Annotated in this window: 18 protein-coding genes; 10 read left to right on the plus strand and 8 right to left on the minus strand. The window is 64.1% G+C overall.

Going from position 1 to position 18645, the window contains the following annotated elements; all coding sequences use genetic code 11:
• Positions 1-65 precede the first annotated feature (65 nt).
• The 4 genes from EN990_RS26245 to EN990_RS26260 form a co-directional block, all read right to left on the minus strand.
• Complete coding sequence (locus tag EN990_RS26245; RefSeq protein ID WP_013528955.1) at positions 66-1097, minus strand: BMP family protein; 1032 nt, start codon at positions 1095-1097, stop codon at positions 66-68.
• Positions 1098-1240: 143 nt separating this feature from the next.
• Positions 1241-2446 (minus strand): 3-oxoadipyl-CoA thiolase, encoded by a 1206-nt coding sequence (gene pcaF / locus EN990_RS26250; RefSeq protein ID WP_127384656.1) that lies wholly within the window; start codon positions 2444-2446, stop codon positions 1241-1243.
• 1 nt (position 2447) lies between these two features.
• Positions 2448-3248, minus strand: coding sequence for a CoA-transferase subunit beta (locus EN990_RS26255; RefSeq protein WP_063173321.1), 801 nt, complete (start codon positions 3246-3248; stop codon positions 2448-2450).
• A complete protein-coding gene (locus EN990_RS26260) occupies positions 3245-4102 on the minus strand; it encodes a CoA transferase subunit A (RefSeq protein WP_063173322.1) in 858 nt (285 codons plus the stop codon). The genes EN990_RS26255 and EN990_RS26260 overlap by 4 nt, the downstream gene beginning before the upstream one ends.
• Positions 4103-4223: 121 nt before the next feature.
• Here EN990_RS26260 and EN990_RS26265 point away from each other — a divergent pair, with 121 nt between their 5' ends.
• Positions 4224-4994, plus strand: coding sequence for an IclR family transcriptional regulator C-terminal domain-containing protein (locus EN990_RS26265; protein ID WP_027163027.1), 771 nt, complete (start codon positions 4224-4226; stop codon positions 4992-4994).
• Positions 4995-5235: 241 nt separating this feature from the next.
• On the opposite strand, the gene EN990_RS26275 is transcribed toward EN990_RS26265, so the two are convergent.
• Genes EN990_RS26275 through EN990_RS26290 form a run of 4 tightly spaced genes read right to left on the minus strand, consistent with a single transcriptional unit; the run spans position 5236 to position 10158 of the window.
• Positions 5236-6537 carry an FAD-binding oxidoreductase gene (locus EN990_RS26275; protein ID WP_063169492.1) on the minus strand — a complete coding sequence of 434 codons (1302 nt, stop codon included), beginning with the start codon at positions 6535-6537 and terminating at the stop codon, positions 5236-5238.
• 2 nt (positions 6538-6539) lie between these two features.
• The gene (locus tag EN990_RS26280; RefSeq protein WP_063169493.1) at positions 6540-7919 is read right to left on the minus strand and encodes a glutamine synthetase family protein; all 1380 of its coding nucleotides are present in this window, start codon (positions 7917-7919) and stop codon (positions 6540-6542) included.
• A gap of 6 nt (positions 7920-7925) precedes the next feature.
• Positions 7926-9209 carry a glycosyltransferase gene (locus EN990_RS26285; RefSeq protein ID WP_013528948.1) on the minus strand — a complete coding sequence of 428 codons (1284 nt, stop codon included), beginning with the start codon at positions 9207-9209 and terminating at the stop codon, positions 7926-7928.
• Between the two features lie 10 nt (positions 9210-9219).
• Positions 9220-10158 carry a GntR family transcriptional regulator gene (locus EN990_RS26290; protein ID WP_063169494.1) on the minus strand — a complete coding sequence of 313 codons (939 nt, stop codon included), beginning with the start codon at positions 10156-10158 and terminating at the stop codon, positions 9220-9222.
• Positions 10159-10397: 239 nt separating this feature from the next.
• Between EN990_RS26290 and EN990_RS26295 the strand changes: the two genes are divergently transcribed.
• The 9 genes from EN990_RS26295 to EN990_RS26340 all read left to right on the plus strand — a co-directional run bounded on the left by EN990_RS26295 (position 10398) and on the right by EN990_RS26340 (position 18529).
• Complete coding sequence (locus tag EN990_RS26295; protein ID WP_063169495.1) at positions 10398-11462, plus strand: spermidine/putrescine ABC transporter substrate-binding protein; 1065 nt, start codon at positions 10398-10400, stop codon at positions 11460-11462.
• Positions 11463-11565: 103 nt separating this feature from the next.
• Entirely contained in the window at positions 11566-12408 is an 843-nt protein-coding gene (locus EN990_RS26300; RefSeq protein ID WP_027163033.1) for an ABC transporter permease, read from the plus strand.
• Entirely contained in the window at positions 12401-13195 is a 795-nt protein-coding gene (locus EN990_RS26305; RefSeq protein ID WP_063169496.1) for an ABC transporter permease, read from the plus strand. Before EN990_RS26300 ends, EN990_RS26305 begins: the two co-directional genes overlap by 8 nt.
• The gene (locus EN990_RS26310; protein ID WP_024504743.1) at positions 13192-14265 is read left to right on the plus strand and encodes an ABC transporter ATP-binding protein; all 1074 of its coding nucleotides are present in this window, start codon (positions 13192-13194) and stop codon (positions 14263-14265) included. The genes EN990_RS26305 and EN990_RS26310 overlap by 4 nt, the downstream gene beginning before the upstream one ends.
• Before the next feature lie 13 nt (positions 14266-14278).
• On the plus strand, positions 14279-15553 hold the full coding sequence (locus tag EN990_RS26315) for a glycosyltransferase (protein WP_127369095.1): 1275 nt from the start codon (positions 14279-14281) through the stop codon (positions 15551-15553).
• Between the two features lie 229 nt (positions 15554-15782).
• On the plus strand, positions 15783-16133 hold the full coding sequence (locus EN990_RS26325; RefSeq protein WP_127369096.1) for a cupin domain-containing protein: 351 nt from the start codon (positions 15783-15785) through the stop codon (positions 16131-16133).
• Positions 16134-16150: 17 nt separating this feature from the next.
• The gene (locus EN990_RS26330; RefSeq protein WP_127369097.1) at positions 16151-16492 is read left to right on the plus strand and encodes a cupin domain-containing protein; all 342 of its coding nucleotides are present in this window, start codon (positions 16151-16153) and stop codon (positions 16490-16492) included.
• 23 nt (positions 16493-16515) lie between these two features.
• On the plus strand, positions 16516-16860 hold the full coding sequence (locus EN990_RS26335; protein WP_127369098.1) for a cupin domain-containing protein: 345 nt from the start codon (positions 16516-16518) through the stop codon (positions 16858-16860).
• Positions 16861-17020: 160 nt separating this feature from the next.
• A complete protein-coding gene (locus EN990_RS26340; protein WP_127369101.1) occupies positions 17021-18529 on the plus strand; it encodes an aldehyde dehydrogenase family protein in 1509 nt (502 codons plus the stop codon).
• Positions 18530-18645 lie beyond the last annotated feature (116 nt).

Consider the following 18645-nt stretch of genomic DNA (forward strand, 5'->3'; position numbering starts at 1 on the left):
CCTTGAGGGGGAGATGTCCGGCAGGACAGAGGGGGGCGCCTAGCGCCAGCCCCTCGAACCAGAACTCAATCCGAAACCGGCGTGTTCTCGTCCACGTCGACGCGGAAATTGCCTTCGAGGATCTCGGCTTTCTTCTTTTCGACCAGCTCCTTCACATCAGCCGGCAGCGTCTTGTCGAACTTGTGGTAGGGCGCCAGATGCGAGCCGCCCTTGGCCATGCGCGAGAAGTCGCCATAGTCCTGCGCGGTGAAGACGCCGGCCTTGACCAGCTTGATCGCCTGTTCGACCGTCGGATACATGTCCCAGACCGGGCCGGTGATGACCGTATCCGGGCCGAGACTCGATTGGTCGGACATGTTGGAGATGGCAAGGATCTTCTTGTCGACCGCCGCTTCGATGACACCGAAGCGCTCGGCATAGATGACGTCGACACCGGCGTCGATCTGCGCGACCGCCGCTTCCTTGGCCTTGGGCGGATCGAAGAAAGAGCCGATGAAGGCGACCTTCTTCTTGATGTTCGGGTTGACCTCCTTGGCACCGGCGAAGAAGGCGTTGACCAGCCGGTTCACTTCCGGAATGCCCATCGCCGCGACAGCGCCGATCGTGCCCGACTTCGACATCTTGCCGGCGATCATGCCTGAGAGATAGGCGGGTTCATGGATCCAGTTGTCGAAAACGCCGAAATTCGGTTCTGCGGGCCCAGCACCGGAGCCGAACAGCCAGGCGGTCTTCGGGAACTGCTTGGCGGTGCGGCGCGACTCACGCTCGGCGGCGAAGGCATCACCCAGCACCAGCTGGTAGCCGCCTTGCGCGTATTCGCGCATGACGCGGCTGAAATCGGCGGTCTGCACCTTCTCCGACCATTTGTATTCGATGCCGAGTTCCTTCTCGGCCTTCTGCAGGGCGACATGGATCTGGTTGTCCCATGGCTCCTCGATCGGCGTGGCGAAGATCGCCGCCACCTTCAGTTTCTTGTCCTTGCCGAAGGCAGCGCCCGGCAGCATTGCCGCAGCCAGGCCAAGCGCGCCCAACTCCAGCACATTGCGCCGCGAAAGCCCTTCGCGTGCGGATTGAAATCTGTTCTTTCGGTTTTCCATTGTATTCCCCTCTGTTCGACAGCCGTGTCGAGCCGGCTGTTCTAAAAATCAGACGAGGAACTATGGAACGGGTCCGGACTTTTGTCCACGTGGTCAAATTTGACCGCACCGGATTCTCGAAGTCAGCCGGAGAGACTTGCCGATCAGACCCGTTCCAGCGCGATCGCGATGCCCTGGCCGACGCCGATGCACATGGTGGCAAGCGCATACCGGCCGCCGCGCTCGCGAAGCTCCAGCGCCGCCGTGCCGGATATGCGGGCGCCCGACATGCCCAGGGGATGGCCGAGCGCGATGGCGCCGCCATTCGGGTTGACGTGTTCGGCGTCCTCGGCAATGCCGAGCTGGCGCAGCACGGCGATGCCTTGCGAGGCAAAGGCTTCGTTGAGCTCGATGACGTCGAACTGTTTTGGCGTCAGGCCAAGCCGCGCGCAGAGTTTTTGCGTCGCCGGCACCGGGCCGATGCCCATGATGCGCGGCGCCACACCGGCGGCGGCTCCGCCGAGGATGCGGGCGATCGGCGTCAGCCCATACTTTTTCACCGCCGCCTCGGAGGCAACGATCAGCGCCGCCGCGCCGTCATTGACGCCGGAGGCGTTGCCGGCCGTCACCGTGCCGCCCTGCCGGAACGGCGTCGGCAGCTTGGCCAGCGCCTCGACCGTTGAGCCCGCGCGGGGGTGTTCATCCTTGCTGACAATGAGCGCATCGCCCTTGCGCTGCAGGATGGTCACTGGGGTGATCTCCTTCGCCAATCTTCCATTGGCTTGTGCGGCGACGGCCTTGTTCTGGCTGCGCACTGCGAAAGCGTCCTGGTCGGCCCGCGACACCGAAAAATCCTCGGCGACGTTCTCGCCGGTTTCCGGCATGGAATCGACGCCATACTGCTTCTTCATCAGCGGGTTGACGAAGCGCCAGCCGATGGTGGTGTCGTAAATCTCGGCATTGCGCGAGAACGCCGTGTCGGCCTTGGGCATGACGAAGGGTGCCCGGCTCATCGATTCGACGCCGCCCGCGATCATCAGCTCCGCCTCGCCGGCCTTGATGGCTCGGGCGGCAATGGTCAGCGCATCCATGCCGGAGCCGCACAGGCGATTGACGGTCGAGCCCGGGACCTCCTTTGGCAGCCCTGCCAGCAGCAGCGCCATGCGCGCTACGTTGCGATTGTCCTCGCCGGCCTGGTTGGCGCAGCCATAGACGACATCGTCGATCGCCTGCCAGTCGATGCCGGCATTGCGCTCAACCAGTGCCCTCAGCGGGATGGCGCCTAGATCGTCCGATCGTACCGAAGACAGCGAACCGCCGAAGCGGCCGATCGGCGTGCGGATGTAGTCGCAGATATAGGCCTCGGCCATGTCATGCAGCCTTTGCTTTTCCGGTTCCCTCATGCGCCGCCTTGGTGCGGGCCTGCAGGTCGCGCAATGTCTTCAATTCGAGTTCGCTTGGCGCCGGTGTTTCGTCAAGCGCCTCCGCGAACTTTACCACCCAGCCACAGCTCTCCTGCACCTGCTGGCGGGTGACGCCCGGATGCAACGACACGACGGTGAATTCCTTGGTCACCGGATCCGGCTTCCAGATGGCGAGATCGGTGATCAGCAAGGTCGGACCTGATGTGTCGATGCCAAGCCGCTTGCGATGATCGCCACCCTCGCCATGGCCGAAGGAGGTGAAGAAGTCGATCTTCTCGACCATGCCGCGCTTGGTCTGCGCCATTGTGATGTAGATCTGCTTCGACGAGGTCGCGATCTCCGGCGCGCCGCCGCCGCCGGGCAGTCTGGTCTTGGGATGGAAATAGTTGCCGATGACGGTGGTGTTGATGTTGCCGAACTTGTCGAGCTGGGCCGCCCCCAAAAAACCGATCGAGATGCGGCCACCCTGCAGCCAGTAGCGGAACATCTCCGGCACCGCGACGGTGGTGACGGCGGTCTCGCACAATTCGCCATCGCCGATCGACAGCGGCAGCACATCGGGCGCGGTGCCGATCGTGCCGCTCTCGTAGATCAGCGTGATGTCAGGCGCATGCGTCAGCCGCGCCACATTGCAGGCCGCGGACGGTGCGCCGATGCCGACGAAGCAGACATCGTCATTCCTGAGCGCCCTGCTGGCGGCGATCGTCATCATCTCGTTGGGGGTGAAACCCAATGGATTGTCGCTCATGCCGCTTTCCTCAAATGCTCGACCCGGGCCGCGAAATCGCCGGCGCTCTTCTCCAAGACATTGGCCTGCATCCACGCCTGGAATTTGTCACGGTCGGCGGCGATCTCGTCCCATTCGAGATAGGCGGCATTGTCACGCGCATAATAGCCATGTGCGTAGGACGGGTGCGAGCCGCCTGGCACGACGGATATCGCCGCGATCGTCCAGCGCGGCAGCACGGTCAGATTGGGGTGCAGATCGTCGAAATTGTCGACCACTTCCTCCACCGTCACCACCGCTCGCTTGGCCGCCAGCACCGCTTCCTTCTGGATGCCGATGATGCCTTCGACCAGCACATTGCCTTGTCTGTCGGCCTTCTGCGCATGGATGAAGGTGACGTCAGGCCTGATCGAAGGAACAGCCGCCAGCACCTCGCCGGTGAACGGACAGGTGACAGACTTGATGTTCGGATTGACCGCCGCGAGGCCAGCACCGCGATAGCCGCGAAACACCGCGCAGGGCAGACCGGCCGCGCCCGCCTCATAGGCATTGGCCATGCCGGCATGGCTGTGCTCCTCGATCTCGATCGATCTGGGGAAACCGTTCTCGATGGCGTCGCGGGCGCGCCGCAGCAGGCCGACGCCGGGATTGCCGACATAGGAGAAGACGATTTTCTTCGCCATGCCCATACCGATCATCTGGTCGTAGATCAGGTCCGGCGTCATGCGGACCAGGGTCAGGTCGCGAAAACCCTGACGGATCGCCTCATGCGCCGCCGCCGTCGGGATCAGATGGGTGAAACCCTCGAAGGCGACCGTGTCATCATCGTTCAAATTCTCCGCAACAGCCTGTTTGAGCGGCAGGAACTTGACCATCGCATCGGCTCCGGGTTCAAAAAGTTCGTATTGCGAACATATGTTTTATATGCGATACTTTCTACGCTGGGGGAGGGCGAGGAGTCAATCCTGGCGTCGATGCCGTTCCCGCGGAGTTGAGATGGACGAAGAAGCCGCTTCCCGTGATCATGTCGGCTCGCTCGAGCGCGGCCTTGCCGTCATGGAGATCCTGGCTCGGCATCCCTCGGGCATGACGCTGACCGAAATGGCCGAGGAAGCGGGCCTGACCCGCGCCGGCGCCCGCCGCTTTCTGCTGACGCTCACCGCCACCGGCTATGCAACGCAAGCCGGCCGCGTGTTCTCGCTGTCGCCACGCTTGCTGACGATCGCCCGCACCTGGCTCGGCGGCGCCTCGCTCTGGGCCTTCGCCGCACCCATCATGCGCGCGGTCGCCGCACAGCTGAACGAGGCCTGTTCGGCGGCGATCCTGTCGGGTGCCGATGTCGTCTATGTCGCCCGTATTCCCGGCCGCCGCATCCTCAGCGTGTCGCTCGATGTCGGCACCAGGCTGCCGGCCTATTGCACCTCGATGGGACGCATCCTGCTTGCCGGTCTGACGCCTCAGGAATTGGACGCATTCCTCGGCCAGGCGACGATCGAGAGACGGACGCCGAAGACGATCACCGACAGGTGTTTGTTAGCCAACGCCATCGGCAAGGCGAAAGCGGACGGCTTTGCCATCGTCGACGAGGAACTGGAACTCGGCCTGCGCTCGATCGCCGTGCCGATCCGCGACCGCGCAGAACGCACGGTCGCGGCCATCAACGTCTCGACGCAATCGGCGCGGTTCTCCGTCGCGGAGATGGAGCGGGAGATTCTGCCGGCGCTGCTGGAGGCCAGGCAGCGGATTGAAGATTTTTTTGTGGTTTAAGAGGCCTTCTCCAACAACCTTCACCGTCGGCGGGACAGCGCCCCCCTCTGCCCTGCCGGGCATCTCCCCCTCTTGGGGGGAGATCGGACGTCACGCCGGCTTTCGCCAATCTCCAACGACGCAGGAATGGGCGAAGCCACCAATCTGCCAATCTCCCCCCTTGAGGGGGAGATGTCCGGCAGGACTGAGGGGGGCGCGAAGGATCGCGGCGTTTTGCAATTCGCCGCCGCCCCGCCGACCCTCAATGCTTGATGCGATCCCGCATGGCATACCACAGCATGCCCAGCACATAGAGCGGACCGCGCAGCGCCGTGCCGCCGGGGAATGGCATCGGGGTGAGCGTCGAGAACAGATCGAGCCGCGAGGCGTCGCCGGCGATCGCCTCGGCCAGGAGCTTGCCCGACAGCGTCGACAGGATGACGCCCTTGCCGGAATAGCCATGCGCGAAATAGACCTCGCCATAGTGCCCGACATGCGGCAGCCTGGATGTCGTCACCGACACCAGCCCGCCCCAGGCGTGATCGATGCGGCAGCCCTGAAGTTGCGGGAAGGTGGCTTCCATATGCGGCCGCACGAAGCCGGCGATATCGGCCGGCGGTGACGGCGTGTAGCGCTCGCCGCCGCCGAACAGCAGCCGGCCGTCCGCCGACATCCGGTAATAGTTGACGACGAAGCGTGTGTCGGACACCGCGACATTGGCCGGGATGACATTGCGCTTGCCCTCCAGCGGCTCGGTGGCGACGATGTAGTTGCCAACCGGCATGATGCGGCTGTTGACGCGCGGCTCCAGCCCATCGAGCAGAGCGTCACCGGCCAGCACGACATGTTTTGCACGCACCGATCCCTTTGCCGTCGAGATCCGGATCGAAGGCTCACGCTCCAGCTTCACCGCCACCGAATTCTCATGGATGACGACGCCGGCAGCAATCGCCGCGCGGGCAAGGCCGAGCGTGTAGTTCAGCGGATGCATGTGGCCGCCGAGCGGCTCATACATCGCGCCATGATAGGGTGTGTCGACCTTGGCTCGGGCTTCCGCCGCCGACAGGATTTCGGCGTGCGGGAACTTCATCACCGTAGCCAGGCACTCGACCTCTTCCTCGAGATCCTTGAGGTCGGAACCGTTGACCGCGCCGACCAGATGGCCGGTCAGCCTGAGATCGCAATCGATGGCATGGCGCTCGATGATGTCGAGCACCAGCCCACGCGCCTCGAACGCAAGATCGAACAGCACCTTTGCCCGCTCCGGCCCGTAGAGCTTGACCAGGCCCTTGGCGCCCTTGCGCAGGCCGGGGATCATCTGGCCGCCATTGCGGCCCGACGCCCCCCAACCGATCTTGCCGCCTTCGAGCAGCACCACCTTCAACCCGCGCTCGGCGGCGTGAAGGGCGGCCGACAGGCCGGTGCAGCCGCCGCCGACGACAACCAGGTCGGTGTCGACGTCGCCGACCAGCGCCGGATGGTCCGGCGCCGGATTGGCGGTGGCGACATAATAGGATTTTGCGATATCGAGGCCCGAATTGAAGCCCGTTGAACTGGAAGCCATGATCACACCTTCAGCAGAAGGTGGTCGCGTTCCCAGCTCGTCACCACGCCCTGGAACAGGTCGAGCTCGACGCTCTTTACGCGCAGATAAGTCTGGAAGAAATCCTCGCCGAGCAGTTCCCGCACCGGGCCGCAAGCCTCGAAACGATCGAGCGCCTCCTCCATCGTCTTCGGCAGCGTGCTCTTGATCTTGTAGGCATTGCCCGACGCCTCGGGCGAGCGCGCCAGTTTCTGCTCGACGCCGAGATAGCCGGCAAGCAGCGAGCCGGCGATCGCCAGGTAAGGATTGGAATCCGCGCCCGGAAGCCGGTTCTCCACCCGCCGCGCGGCGCGGCCGCCGGCCGGCACGCGCAGGCCGCAGGAGCGGTTGTCATGCGACCATTCGATGTTGGCCGGCGCGCTGTGGTTCGGCCTGATGCGGCGGAACGAGTTCACGTTGGGCGCGAACAGCGGCATGATTTCGGGGACATATTTCTGCAGGCCGCCGATGAAGTGGCCAAACATTGCGGTGTCGGCATCGTCGCTGCCGGCAAACAAAGTCCTGCCGGCCTCGTCGATGACCGACATGTGCAGATGCATGGAGCTGCCGGCCTGTGCGGCGATCGGCTTGGCCATGAAGGTGGCGTGCATGCCGCTTTGCTGCGCGGCCTGGCGCGTCAGCCGCTTGAACAGCAGCACCTTGTCGGCCAGCGGCAGCGCATCGCCATGCAGGAAGTTGATCTCCAACTGCGCGGTTCCCGACTCATGGATCAGCGTGTCGAGCGGCAGGCCGGCCGCCGCCGCATAATCGTAAATGCGGCGGATCACCGGCTCGAACTCCTCGAGCCCGGCCATATCGTAGGGATGCTGCACGGTCTCGGCGCGGCCATTGGCGCCGACCGGGGCGGTCAGCGGACGGTCCGGATCCGGATTGGGCGCGGTGAGATAGAATTCCACCTCGGGCGCCACCACCGCCCGCCAGCCGCGCTTGGCGTAGAGGTCGAGCACGGCCCTGAGCACATGGCGCGGCGAGGCCATCCAGGGCCGGCCGTCCATATGGAAGGCATCGGCAAAGACATAGGCCTTGCCGGGAGCGGCACCCGGCGCCAGGCAGAGCGTCGATACATCAGGCACCATGCGCATGTCCGGATCCGAATAGGCAAAACCCTCGTCGATCGAGCCGGAATAGCGGCCGTCGATGCTGACCAGGAAAGCGCTGCTCGGCAGATAGAGCGCGCGGTCTTCAAGCGCCTGGAGGAATTTGGCCGTCGGCAAGGCCTTGCCGCGCAGGACGCCGTTCATGTCGGGCACCAGGCACTCGACTTCGTTGATGCCGTGCCGGGCCAGCCAGGCCTTGGCATCGTTGCCGCTGGAGAGCGAGATGTTCGTGTTGTTGTCAGGCATTTTCGTTCAAATCCGTATCAGAGAGAGTATGGCTTGCGCGGCCGCATCCGTTCCGGGTTTCAGCGCCATTTGGGCTGCATTGTCCTTGAGGCGGGCGCGCATGGCATCGTCGGCCAGCAGGCCGAGAATGGCTTTCTCCAACACTCCTTCGGTCCAGCCGTCACGGCCGATATGGTCGCCGGTGCCGGTCTCTTCGGCGCGTTGCGCGTTGTCGTGTCCATCCCAGCAATAGGGCATGATCAGCGACGGCACGCCGAAGCGCAGCGCTTCGCAAAAACTGTTGTTGCCGCCGTGATGGATGAACAGATCCGACTTCGCCACCACCGAGGGCTGCGGAAACCAGGCGTCGAGATAGACATTGTCCGGCACCGCGCGGTAAGCGTCGCGCAGGCCGCCGGCATTGACGATGAAGCGCGCCGGCAGCCTGTCGAACACCACCAGCATGCGCTCGATCAGGCCGACATCCATGGCACCCAGGCTGCCGAAGCTGACATAGACCAGCGGCCCGCCATTGCGCGGGAACACCGGCACCTCGAACGGCCCTTCAGAACGCACGCAGCCCTCGAGATAGACGAAGCGCGCGGGGTCGAGCGGCTCGGCACGCTCGCGGCGCACGATCGTCGGCGTCAGCAGCAGGTTGAGATCGGGCGACGTCTCGAGGAACTGACCCTTCGGCAGCGGCCCCAGTCCGGCATCCGCCCGGAAGCGGTTGAAGCGGTCATGCGCCGGCGCGCAAGCCGCCAGATACCTGGCCTCGAACGCCGCGCGTTGCGGGTCGTCCACGCCAAGCCCCGACAGATAGGGCGGCACATTGGCGTCCGGCAGCTCGGTCTCGGCGCAGGAGACGACGCGCACCCACGGACAGCCGGCGGCGGCGATCGCCGGGAACATGATGACATTGTCGAGCACCACGGCATCCGGCTTGAGCCGTGCCAGCAATTGGCGCAGCGGCGCCTCGGCATTGACCGCGGTGTCGACGATGGCCTGCCAGGTCGGAGCGACATAGGTCTCAAGCTGGTCGATCGGGCTCAGCCTGAAATGCGGCAGGTGCCGGCGCACGAAAGCCTGCCAGTAGCTCTGACGTTGGCTCTCGCTCAGCGGCTCGTCGGTTGGCAACTGGTATTCCTGGAAACCATAGTCGGCAAAGACGCCGGAGAAACCGGCATGGCAGATGAAGACGGGCCGGGCGCCTTTCGCACGCAGCGCCTGCGCGATGCCGACGCAATTCAACGCCGCGCCGAAGCTTGCTTCGGGAAACAGCGCGATGGTCGGGCTGGCTTTACGCGTCAATTAATCCTCGTCATTCCGGCCGGCTGATCGTGCCGAACAGCGCGGGAGCCCCGCGGCTGGCCGCTTGCGGTCGCTGGTTGCGGGAGAGCCGCAGATGAATGCGAAGCAGATCGGCAGCCACCTCATACTGCAGGCTTTCAAGATGGTCGAGTATGACAAGGTGTTCGCGCAGCGATTGCCGCAATCGGAAGACGTTGACGCCGGCATAGATGCCCGGCAGCCGGCGCAGCCTGAGGTGATCGGCGAGCGCGTCGGCGATGAAGCGGTTGGCGCTGCCCTCGGCGAGCATGCCGTGAAAATCGATGTCCAATCGCTGGAACTCGCGTGTGTCGAAGGCGGCGTCCGGCAGCGTCACCAGCGCTTCCATAGCCTGGCGCAACGTCGCCGCCCGCGCGCCGTCCAGCCTGAAGCCGGGCGTCAGGATGGCCGCGGGCTCGAGCAGCAAGCGGAACTCGTAGCTGTCGCCTTGCGCTTCCGGATCGTCGGGCGTGCGCCGAAACAGCCAGGACTGGCCAGGCGCACGATCCAGCAGATTCTCTTCGGTCAGTTTGTTCAACGCTTTTAATACCGTCTTGCGCTCGGCACTGTAGCGCCGCATCAATCCCGCGACGGTCACCGTCTGGTCCAGTCGCCGCGCCGAGCGGTCGCGCAGGATCGCCTCGGCCAACTCGTCCTCCTCGGCAGCGGGCAATTCCGTGGCGACCGAAGCCTGCGCGGTGAGGTCGATGGCCAGATGATAACCGGACTCCGCCTCCCAGCGCACGACGCCCCGTTCCGCGAGCAGGCCGAGTGCCGCCCGCACCGGCGTGCGCGAGACATTGCACAGCGACGCGATCTGCTGCTCGGGCAAGCGTGCACCGGGCTCGAAGCCGCGCTGGCGCGCCACATCCAGGATGCGCTGCGCCAGATCAAGATGGTTGGTGCGGGGTCGTCTGGCTGCGGCTTGCATGGCTGGTCCAGCGGAAAACGAGATGACCGCATTGATTTGACCGATCGCCCGAACGGACGCAATCGGCCAGTTTCCTCGGTCGTTTGACAAATTATGGATTGACGTACTTTTTTCTGCAATAGTACTGTCAGCACAATCGGCGAGAAAAAGACCGAGGGAACAGGATCGAGGCAGCGGCAAGGGTCGCAAGCGTTGGTCCGGCGAATGAAATTCGACGATCAACCGAATGGGAGTCTGTCATGACCGCTACCAGCCTGCGGCGCCGTGCGCTGAAAACATCTTCGATCGCACTTGGCCTGGCCTTGGCGCTGTCCGCGCCGGCGACGGCTGCCGACCTCGTCATTTCCAACTGGGACGGCTACATGGCACCCGACGCCATGGCCGCCTTCAAGACCGCAACCGGCGTTTCGGGCGAAGTGGTGGTGCATGCCACCAATGAAGAGATCATGGGCAAGCTGATCGCCGCCGGCGGCAAGGGCTATGACGTGGTCTTTGTCTCCTCACCCTTCGCCGAGGTGCTGAACAAGCTCGGCCTGACCGAGCCGATCGACCACGCCAAGATCCCCAACCTCGCCAACCTCTATCCGGAAGCAGCCAAGCTGCCGCACGATGTCGGCAATGCCTTCTCGGTGCCCTACACCTGGGGCACCACCGGCCTCTGCTATCGCTCGGATCTGATGAAGGTCGCACCGGCCAGCTGGAGCGACCTGCTCGCGCCCTCCGACGAATTGAAGGGCAAGACCACCATGCTGGCGACCGACCGCTGGCTGCTGGCCGCCGGCCAGCTCGACAAGGGCTATTCGGTCAACGAAACCGACCCGGCCAAGATGGCCGAGGTCAAGGATCTGCTGATCTCGGCCAAGAAGACCCTGCTCGCCTATGACGACACCACCTTCTATTCCAAGCTGGTGTCCGGCGAGGCACTGATGGTGCAGGCCTGGGACGGCTGGTGCAATTACGGCATCGCCGAAAAGCCGGAGATCAAATACGTCATTCCCAAGGAAGGTTCGGACCTCTGGGTCGACACGATGGTGGTGATGAAGGCCTCCGCCAACAAGGACGCCGCCTTCCAGTTCATCAACTTCATGCTCGACGCCAAGAACCACGCCTGGGCGGCGCAGAACATCGACTACAAGGTGCCGAACAAGCCGGCCATGGAGAGCCTGCCGGCCGATTTTCTGGCAAAATTCCCCAACATGGCGATGCCGGTGGCCGATCTCGTCAAATTCGAGCAGTTGCGTGACGTCGGCGACGCCCAGCGCGACTATTCGAAGATCGTCAGCGAGATCAAGGCTGCGCAGTAAGCGGCGGCACATCAGAGACCACGGCCGACGGCGGGTTTCCGCCGTCGGCCGCTGAATGCGGTACCCAATCGTGTCCTCAACCAGACTTCGTTCCTCCTTGCTGATGGCCCCGGCGCTGGCCTGGCTCGCGGCCTTGATGGTGGTGCCGTGCGCGCTGGTACTGGCGCTCGCCTTCTTCCGGCGTGGCATCTATGGCGGCATCGAATACACCTTCACGCTGGAGAATTTCGGCCTGGTCTTCGACCCGCTCTATGCCGGCATCTTCCTCAATTCGGCGCGCATCGCCGGCACCGCGACCCTGATCGCGGTGGTGATCGGCTATGCTGCCGCCTACGCGATATCGGCGGCACCGCGCCGGTGGCAGCCAGTGTTCCTGTTCTTCGCCGTGCTGCCGTTCTGGTCCAACTATCTGATCCGCACCTATGCCTGGATCGTGCTGCTCAACCGCGAAGGCCTGATTACCCAGCTGCTGCGCTGGTTCGGCTACACCGGCGAGCCGCCGTCGATGCTCTACACCGAAGGCGCCGTCATCGCCGGCCTGGTCTATAACTACCTGCCCTTCGTCATTCTCGCCTGCTACGCGCCGCTGTCGCGACTCAACCCGGAACTCGCCGAGGCCTCGCGTGATCTCGGCGCTTCGGCAGCCACCACGTTCCGTCGTGTCATCCTGCCGCTGACCGTACCGGGCATCGCCGCCGGCGCGGTCTTCGTCTTCGTGCTGTCGATCGGTAATTTCGTCACGCCCGCGCTGCTCGGCGGCGGCCGCTTCCAGATGATCGGCAACCTCGTCTACGACCAGTTCCTGACCGCCAACGACTGGCCTTTCGGGGCGGCACTGGCGATGGCGCTGATTGCCATCATGCTTCTGGTACTGATGGCGCAAGCGCTGGCCGCCAATCGCGCCTCGGGTCACGTCACGCAAGCCGGCGGAGACACCGATGGCTGAGCGCTCCCCTGCCACGCGGCGCACGCTCTGGCTCGTGCTCAGCCTGGTCTTCGCTTTCCTCTACATCCCGATCGCCGTGCTGGTGGCGCTGTCCTTCAACGAAGGCGGGTTGCCGACGGCATGGTCGGGATTCTCCCTGAAATGGTATGTCTCGCTGGCCTCGAATTCGGCGATCCTGTCCGCGGCCCTCAACACGCTGATCGTGGCGCTGGTCTCGACCGCGATCGCCACTCTGCTCGGCACGCTGCTGGCGATCGGCATCGAGATGCGCCGGCAATACGGCAAGGCCCTCGAAGCGCTGATTTTCGCACCGATGATCATTCCCGACATCGTGCTGGCGATCGCGCTGCTCTCGTTCTTCTCCATGCTCAATCTAACCATGGGCCTGCACACCATCATCCTCGCCCATGTCGTCTTCAACCTCGCCTTCGTCTGCTCGGTGGTGCGCGCGCGGCTGAAGAGTTTCGACTGGTCGATCGTCGAGGCCTCCGCCGATCTCGGCGCCTCCGCGCTCACCACCTTCCGGCGGGTGACATTGCCGGTCATCGCGCCGGCGGTGATTGCAGGGGCGCTGCTCGCCTTCACGCTCTCGGTCGACGAGTTCATCATCGCCTTCTTCACCGCTGGCGCCGGCCGCGCCTCGACGACGCTGCCGATGCAGATCTACGCCATGATCCGCTTCGGCATCACGCCGGAGATCAACGCGCTGGCGACCATCGTCATGGCGGTCTCGATCACCGCGCTGACCCTGTCGCAGCGGCTCAACCGTGGGATCATCGGCCAATGAGCGAACCCCGCACTCTGCTGGCCATCGATCATGTGTCGAAGAATTTCGGCAGGGTGATGGCCGTCGACGGCATCTCGCTCGACATCCGCGAGAACGAGTTCTTCGCTTTGCTCGGCCCGTCCGGCTGCGGCAAGACCACGCTCTTGCGCATGCTGGCCGGTTTCGAGACGCCCAATGACGGGCGCATCCTGCTCGACGGACGTGACATCGCCAAAACCCCGCCCAACAAGCGGCCGGTCAATCTGATGTTCCAATCCTATGCGCTGTTTCCGCATATGAGCGTTCGCGCCAATGTCTCCTACGGCCTGGAGATGGAACGTTTGCCAACAGCTGAAATCCGCTCCCGCGTCGATGCCATCCTGGCGACGACCGAGCTCGTCCCCTTCGCCGACCGCAAGCCGGAGCAATTGTCGGGCGGCCAGAAGCAGCGCGTCGCGCTTGCCCGCGCGCTGGTCAAGCGGCCTCGCCTGCTGCTGCTCGACGAGCCGCTCGGCGCGCTCGACAAGAAGCTGCGCGGCGCCATGCAGCTGGAATTGAAGCGCCTGCAGCACGAGGTCGGCATCACCTTCGTCATCGTCACCCATGACCAGGAGGAATCGCTCGTCATGGCCGACCGCATGGCGGTGCTGAAAGACGGCAGATTGCTGCAATGCGACACGCCGCACGCGATCTACGAACACCCCGCCGATCGCTTCGTCGCCGACTTCATCGGCGTGATGAATTTCGTGCCGGGCCAAGCCGCCGTCGATGGCGTTGTAGCCACGAATGGCGCACGCATATCAGGCAAGGTTCCGGCAACGCTCTCGCCCGGCGCATCCGCTGTCGCTTCGGTGCGCCCTGAGCGCATCCGGCTATTCCCATCGGCGGAAACCGCCAACCGCATCACCGGCACGGTCGAGGCGCTGGCCTATCAGGGGCTGGACCTGCAGCTGCATGTCCGCACGCCCCTGTCGCCAAAGCCGTTCCTGGTGCGCGTCACCGCAGATGCCGCCGACCGCCGGCCGGTCTCGTCGGGCGACCAGGTCGAACTCGGCTGGGATGCCGCCGATGTCAGAATTTTCGCAGAATGACAGGAGAAGCCTGATGGCGCAGAAGACGATCGCGTTTTTTCCAGAAGCCGCCTACGGCCCGGCGCTCAATTCCGTCGGTATCGCCCAGGCAGTCGAAGCGCGCGGCCACAAGGCGGTGTTCCTGTCCGACCCCGGCTTCGTCGATGTCTACAAGGGCTACGGCTTCGAGGCGCATCCGGTGAACCTGTCGGAGCCGATGCCGCCCGAGCAGATGGCGAAATTCTGGGAGGATTTCATCAACGGCCATATCCCGAACTTCCGCAAATCGCCCTACGACCAGGTCGACAACTACGTCAAGGATTGCTGGACGGCGATCGTCGACAGCGCCAAATGGGCGCAGAAAGATCTGCCGCGCGTTCTCTCAGCCATCAAGCCGGATGTGATCTGCGTCGACAACGTCATCCTGTTCCCGGCCATCAAGCAGTACGGCAAGCCGTGGGTGCGCGTCATCTCCTGCTCGGAAAACGAGATCGAGGACGAGGACATCCCGCCCCATCTCTCCGGCTGCGGCGAGAACGACCATGCCGGCCACCAGCGCTACCGCGACCACTTCAATGCGGTGATCAAGCCGATCCATGACGACTTCAACGGCTTTCTCACCGCCAACGGCGAGGCGCCCTATCCGATCGGCCAGTTCTTCGAAGCCTCGCCCTATTTGAACCTGCTGCTCTACCCCGAAGCGGCAAAATTCAAGCGCCGCCATCCGCTCGACCCGGCAAGGTTCCAGTATCTCGAAGGCTGCGTGCGGCACGAAAAGCCGTACACGGTGCCGACCTTCGCCAAAAACAATGACGGGCCGCTGCTCTACGTCTCCTTCGGCAGCCTCGGCGCCGGCGATGTCGAGCTGCTGAAGCGCATCATCGCGACATTGGGCAAGACGCGCTACAGGGCTCTGGTCAATGTCGGCGGCTACAAGGACCAGTACACGGACGTGCCCGGCAACGTCATTGTCGACAGCTGGTTTCCGCAGCCCTCGGTGATCCCGCAGGTCGATGCCGTCATCCACCATGGCGGCAACAACTCGTTCACCGAGTGCCTCTATTTCGGCAAACCGGCCATCATCATGCCCTATGTCTGGGACGGCCACGACAACGCCACCCGCGTCGAGGAAACCGGCCACGGCTTCGGCATGCCGCGCTACGACTGGACCGATGCCGAGCTGGTTGCCAGGATCGAGACCTGCCTGACCGACCCGGTGATGAAAGCCAAGCTGGCGAAGACATCGGCGCAGATGCACGCGCAGAATGGGCCGGAGAAAGCGGCCGGGTTGCTGGAGACGCTGCTGTGATTGAGATGCGGAGCCCAGGCGCCCCCCTCTGGCCTGCCGGCCATCTCCCCCTCAAGGGGGGAGATTGGATTTCGCGGCGGCTTTCGCCAATTTTCAACGCTGAAGAAGAGACACAGAAGCCAAAGTTGCCAATCTCCCCCCTTGAGGGGGAGATGTCCGGCAGGACAGAGGGGGGCCTCGTAGAGCGAAAACGGGGCGGGATTGAGCGCCCAAATGATGGAGCACGCTCATGACCTCCTCCGCCCCACACCTCCACCAGGCCTCCACCCGAACCGACCTCGTCGACTGGGGCGCCCAACCCGACGCATTGGAAGGAGCATCGCACTCGACCGGCAGGCTCGTGCACAAAGGCCCGAACAACCAGCCGGAATCCGGCATCTGGGTCTGCACGCCAGGCCGCTGGCGCCTCAGTATCCCGCGCGACGAATTGTGCCATTTCGTCGCCGGCCGCGCGACCTACCGGTCGGATGTCGGTGAGGTGATAGAAGTCTCCACCGGCACCGTGGTCATGTTCCCTGCCGGCTGGAGAGGCGAATGCACCGTGCATGAGACGATGCGCAACGTCTACATGCTGGCGTGACCACGGAGCTTGATGACATGTCGACACCGCACTGGCCGAAGGCTTCGGCCGTGGAATTGGAAGACTGGGGCGCGGGCAGCAACACGCTCGCCGGTTCGCCGCGCGCTTCGGGCAAGATCCTGGCGCAGAACCCGGACGGATCGAGCGAATGCGGCCTGTGGGCGTGCACGCCGGGCACGCGCAAGGTCACCTTTGGCGCCGACGAATTCTGCCACTTCCTGTCGGGACGCGGCAGCTATGTCCATGACGACGGCGAGGAGATCGCGGTCGAGGCCGGCACGCTGGTATTCTTCCCCGCCGGCTGGACCGGCATCTCCATCATCACGCAAACGCTGATCAAGGCTTTCATGTGCCGCTGAGCACTCATTTCCAAGGAATCGATATGACAACCCCCATCATGAAATCCCCGCTTACCATTACCGACCTCGTCGACTGGGGCGTCATCCCGACCATGATCGAGAGCCAATCCCATACCTCGGGCAAGCTGCTGTACAAGGGGCCGGAAGGCCGCTCCGAATGCGGGCTTTGGGTCTGCACTCCGGGCAAATGGCACTGCCATGTCACCCGCGACGAGTTCTGCCATTTCCTCGAAGGGCGCTGCACCTATGTGCATGAATCCGGCGAGGTCATCGAGATCGAGCCGGATACGGCAGCGTTCTTCCCGCAGGACTGGAAGGGCGTCTGCACCGTCCATGAGACTATCAAGAAGGTCTACATGATCCGCTGAACCTTCTCGATAATTCTGCCCTGCCGGACACCTGACGCGGCTTTCTGCGCTTCCGGTGCTCACGGACTAAATGTCCGCTGCGCTCCGGTTCTCGAAAGCCACGCCATCTGCCTCGGCAGGACGAATTCTCAAAAAGGCTCCATAAATGGAGAAGGACAAAATGGATTTCTCTCCTGACCGGCCAACCTTCTTCGTCAATCCGGACTACCGGTCGATGGCCGGCGCGGCAAAACCGGTGATCGATCCGGCGACGCTGGAAACCGTCGGCGCTATCTCTGCTGCGACAGACGGCGAGATCGATACCGCACTCACGGCCGCGACGAAGGCGCAGGCCGCCTGGAAGAAGCTCGACGCCAAGAGCCGGGCCAAGCATCTGCATGCCGTCGCCAACGCCATCGAGGCGGCGGACTTCACGCGTTGCGCCGAGCTGATGGTGCGCGAGATGGGCAAACCCTACCCCGAAGCGATCGGCGAGATCGCCAATTGCGCGCCGATCTTCCGCTACTATGCCGAGATGGCGCGCGACGATGCCGGCAAGATCGCCGGCACGACGCAGGCCGGTTCGTTCCAGTATGCGCGCTACGAACCTTACGGCGTCTCCGTACACATCATGCCCTACAATTTCCCGATCCTGCTGATGTGCTGGACGGTCGCCGCATCGCTCGCCGCCGGCAATGCCTGCATCATCAAGCCGGCCGAGGCGACGACGCTGTCGACGCTGGACTACATGACCGTGTTCCGCTCGCTGCCAGAGGGGCTGGTCTCCTGCCTGCCCGGCGGAGCGGCCACAGCGCAGGCGCTGATCGCCTCCGACCGCACCCATGCCGTTGCCTTCACCGGCTCGGTCGCCGCAGGCAAGGCGGTGGCGGTGGCCTGCGCCGAACGCATGAAGCCTTGCGTCATCGAGGCCGGCGGCAGCGACCCGCTGATCATCAGCGAGCATGCCCCGCTCGAGATCGCGGCGGCCGGCAGCGTCACCGCCGCCTTCCACCTCACCGGCCAGGTCTGCACTTCGGCCGAGCGCTTCTTCGTCGTCGATTCCGTGCATGACCGCTTCGTCGCGCTGTTCGCCGAAAGGACGCGGGCGCTGCGCATCGGCAACGGCATGGACAAGACCGAGATCGGCCCGCTGGTCAGCGAAAGCGCGCGGACCAAAGTCATGCGCCTTGTCGACGATGCGATCGCTCATGGCGCCGAGGCGGTGACCGGCGGGCGCATCCCGCCGGCGCACAACACCGGCTGGTTCTACGAACCGACCATCCTGACCGGCGTCACCCCTGATATGGCGATCGTGCGCGAAGAGTGTTTTGGACCCGTCGCCGCCATCTGCCGGGTCAGGGATTTCGACGAGGCGATCCGGCTTGCCAATGACAGCCCGTTCGGGCTCGGCGCTTCGGTGTTCACATCGGATCTGGCCGAAGCCCACGAGGCGGCGGAACGGCTCGAAGCCGGCATGGTCTGGGTCAACAACCCGCTGATCGACAATGACGCCCTGCCGTTCGGCGGCTGGAAGGCCTCGGGCCTCGGCCGCGAACTCGGACGCCAGGGCCTCGACGCTTTCCGCCGCTCCAAGATGGTGATCATCGACCACAAGCCCGCGATCCAGGACTGGTGGTACCCCTACCCCGACAGCTGGTTTCGCGAGACCGGCGGCCGCAAGCATGTCTGAGTGTTTCGAGCCTGGCTATCCCTGGACGCCAGCTCGGTGGCTATCCCTGGATAGCCAGCCCGACCATGAGCGGGAAAGGCAATGCCGCCGAGTGAAACCCGGCGGCATTGCCTTTG

Origin of the sequence: Mesorhizobium sp. M7A.F.Ca.US.005.03.1.1, from assembly GCF_003997975.1 — a bacterium.
Classification (GTDB): Bacteria; Pseudomonadota; Alphaproteobacteria; order Rhizobiales; family Rhizobiaceae; genus Mesorhizobium; species Mesorhizobium ciceri.

Excerpts from the sequence above, each read along its gene's own strand:
- EN990_RS26310 (WP_024504743.1), top strand. The coding sequence starts at position 13,192 with ATGAGCGAACCCCGCACTCTGCTGGCCATCGATCATGTGTCGAAGAAT.
- EN990_RS26295 (WP_063169495.1), top strand. The coding sequence starts at position 10,398 with ATGACCGCTACCAGCCTGCGGCGCCGTGCGCTGAAAACATCTTCGATC.
- EN990_RS26305 (WP_063169496.1), top strand. The coding sequence starts at position 12,401 with ATGGCTGAGCGCTCCCCTGCCACGCGGCGCACGCTCTGGCTCGTGCTC.
- EN990_RS26300 (WP_027163033.1), top strand. The coding sequence starts at position 11,566 with ATGGCCCCGGCGCTGGCCTGGCTCGCGGCCTTGATGGTGGTGCCGTGC.
- pcaF (WP_127384656.1), bottom strand. The coding sequence starts at position 2,446 with ATGGCCGAGGCCTATATCTGCGACTACATCCGCACGCCGATCGGCCGC.
- EN990_RS26330 (WP_127369097.1), top strand. The coding sequence starts at position 16,151 with ATGTCGACACCGCACTGGCCGAAGGCTTCGGCCGTGGAATTGGAAGAC.
- EN990_RS26325 (WP_127369096.1), top strand. The coding sequence starts at position 15,783 with ATGACCTCCTCCGCCCCACACCTCCACCAGGCCTCCACCCGAACCGAC.
- EN990_RS26280 (WP_063169493.1), bottom strand. The coding sequence starts at position 7,919 with ATGCCTGACAACAACACGAACATCTCGCTCTCCAGCGGCAACGATGCC.
- EN990_RS26275 (WP_063169492.1), bottom strand. The coding sequence starts at position 6,537 with ATGGCTTCCAGTTCAACGGGCTTCAATTCGGGCCTCGATATCGCAAAA.
- EN990_RS26315 (WP_127369095.1), top strand. The coding sequence starts at position 14,279 with ATGGCGCAGAAGACGATCGCGTTTTTTCCAGAAGCCGCCTACGGCCCG.
- EN990_RS26335 (WP_127369098.1), top strand. The coding sequence starts at position 16,516 with ATGACAACCCCCATCATGAAATCCCCGCTTACCATTACCGACCTCGTC.
- EN990_RS26260 (WP_063173322.1), bottom strand. The coding sequence starts at position 4,102 with ATGGTCAAGTTCCTGCCGCTCAAACAGGCTGTTGCGGAGAATTTGAAC.
- EN990_RS26245 (WP_013528955.1), bottom strand. The coding sequence starts at position 1,097 with ATGGAAAACCGAAAGAACAGATTTCAATCCGCACGCGAAGGGCTTTCG.
- EN990_RS26255 (WP_063173321.1), bottom strand. The coding sequence starts at position 3,248 with ATGAGCGACAATCCATTGGGTTTCACCCCCAACGAGATGATGACGATC.
- EN990_RS26265 (WP_027163027.1), top strand. The coding sequence starts at position 4,224 with ATGGACGAAGAAGCCGCTTCCCGTGATCATGTCGGCTCGCTCGAGCGC.
- EN990_RS26290 (WP_063169494.1), bottom strand. The coding sequence starts at position 10,158 with ATGCAAGCCGCAGCCAGACGACCCCGCACCAACCATCTTGATCTGGCG.
- EN990_RS26340 (WP_127369101.1), top strand. The coding sequence starts at position 17,021 with ATGGATTTCTCTCCTGACCGGCCAACCTTCTTCGTCAATCCGGACTAC.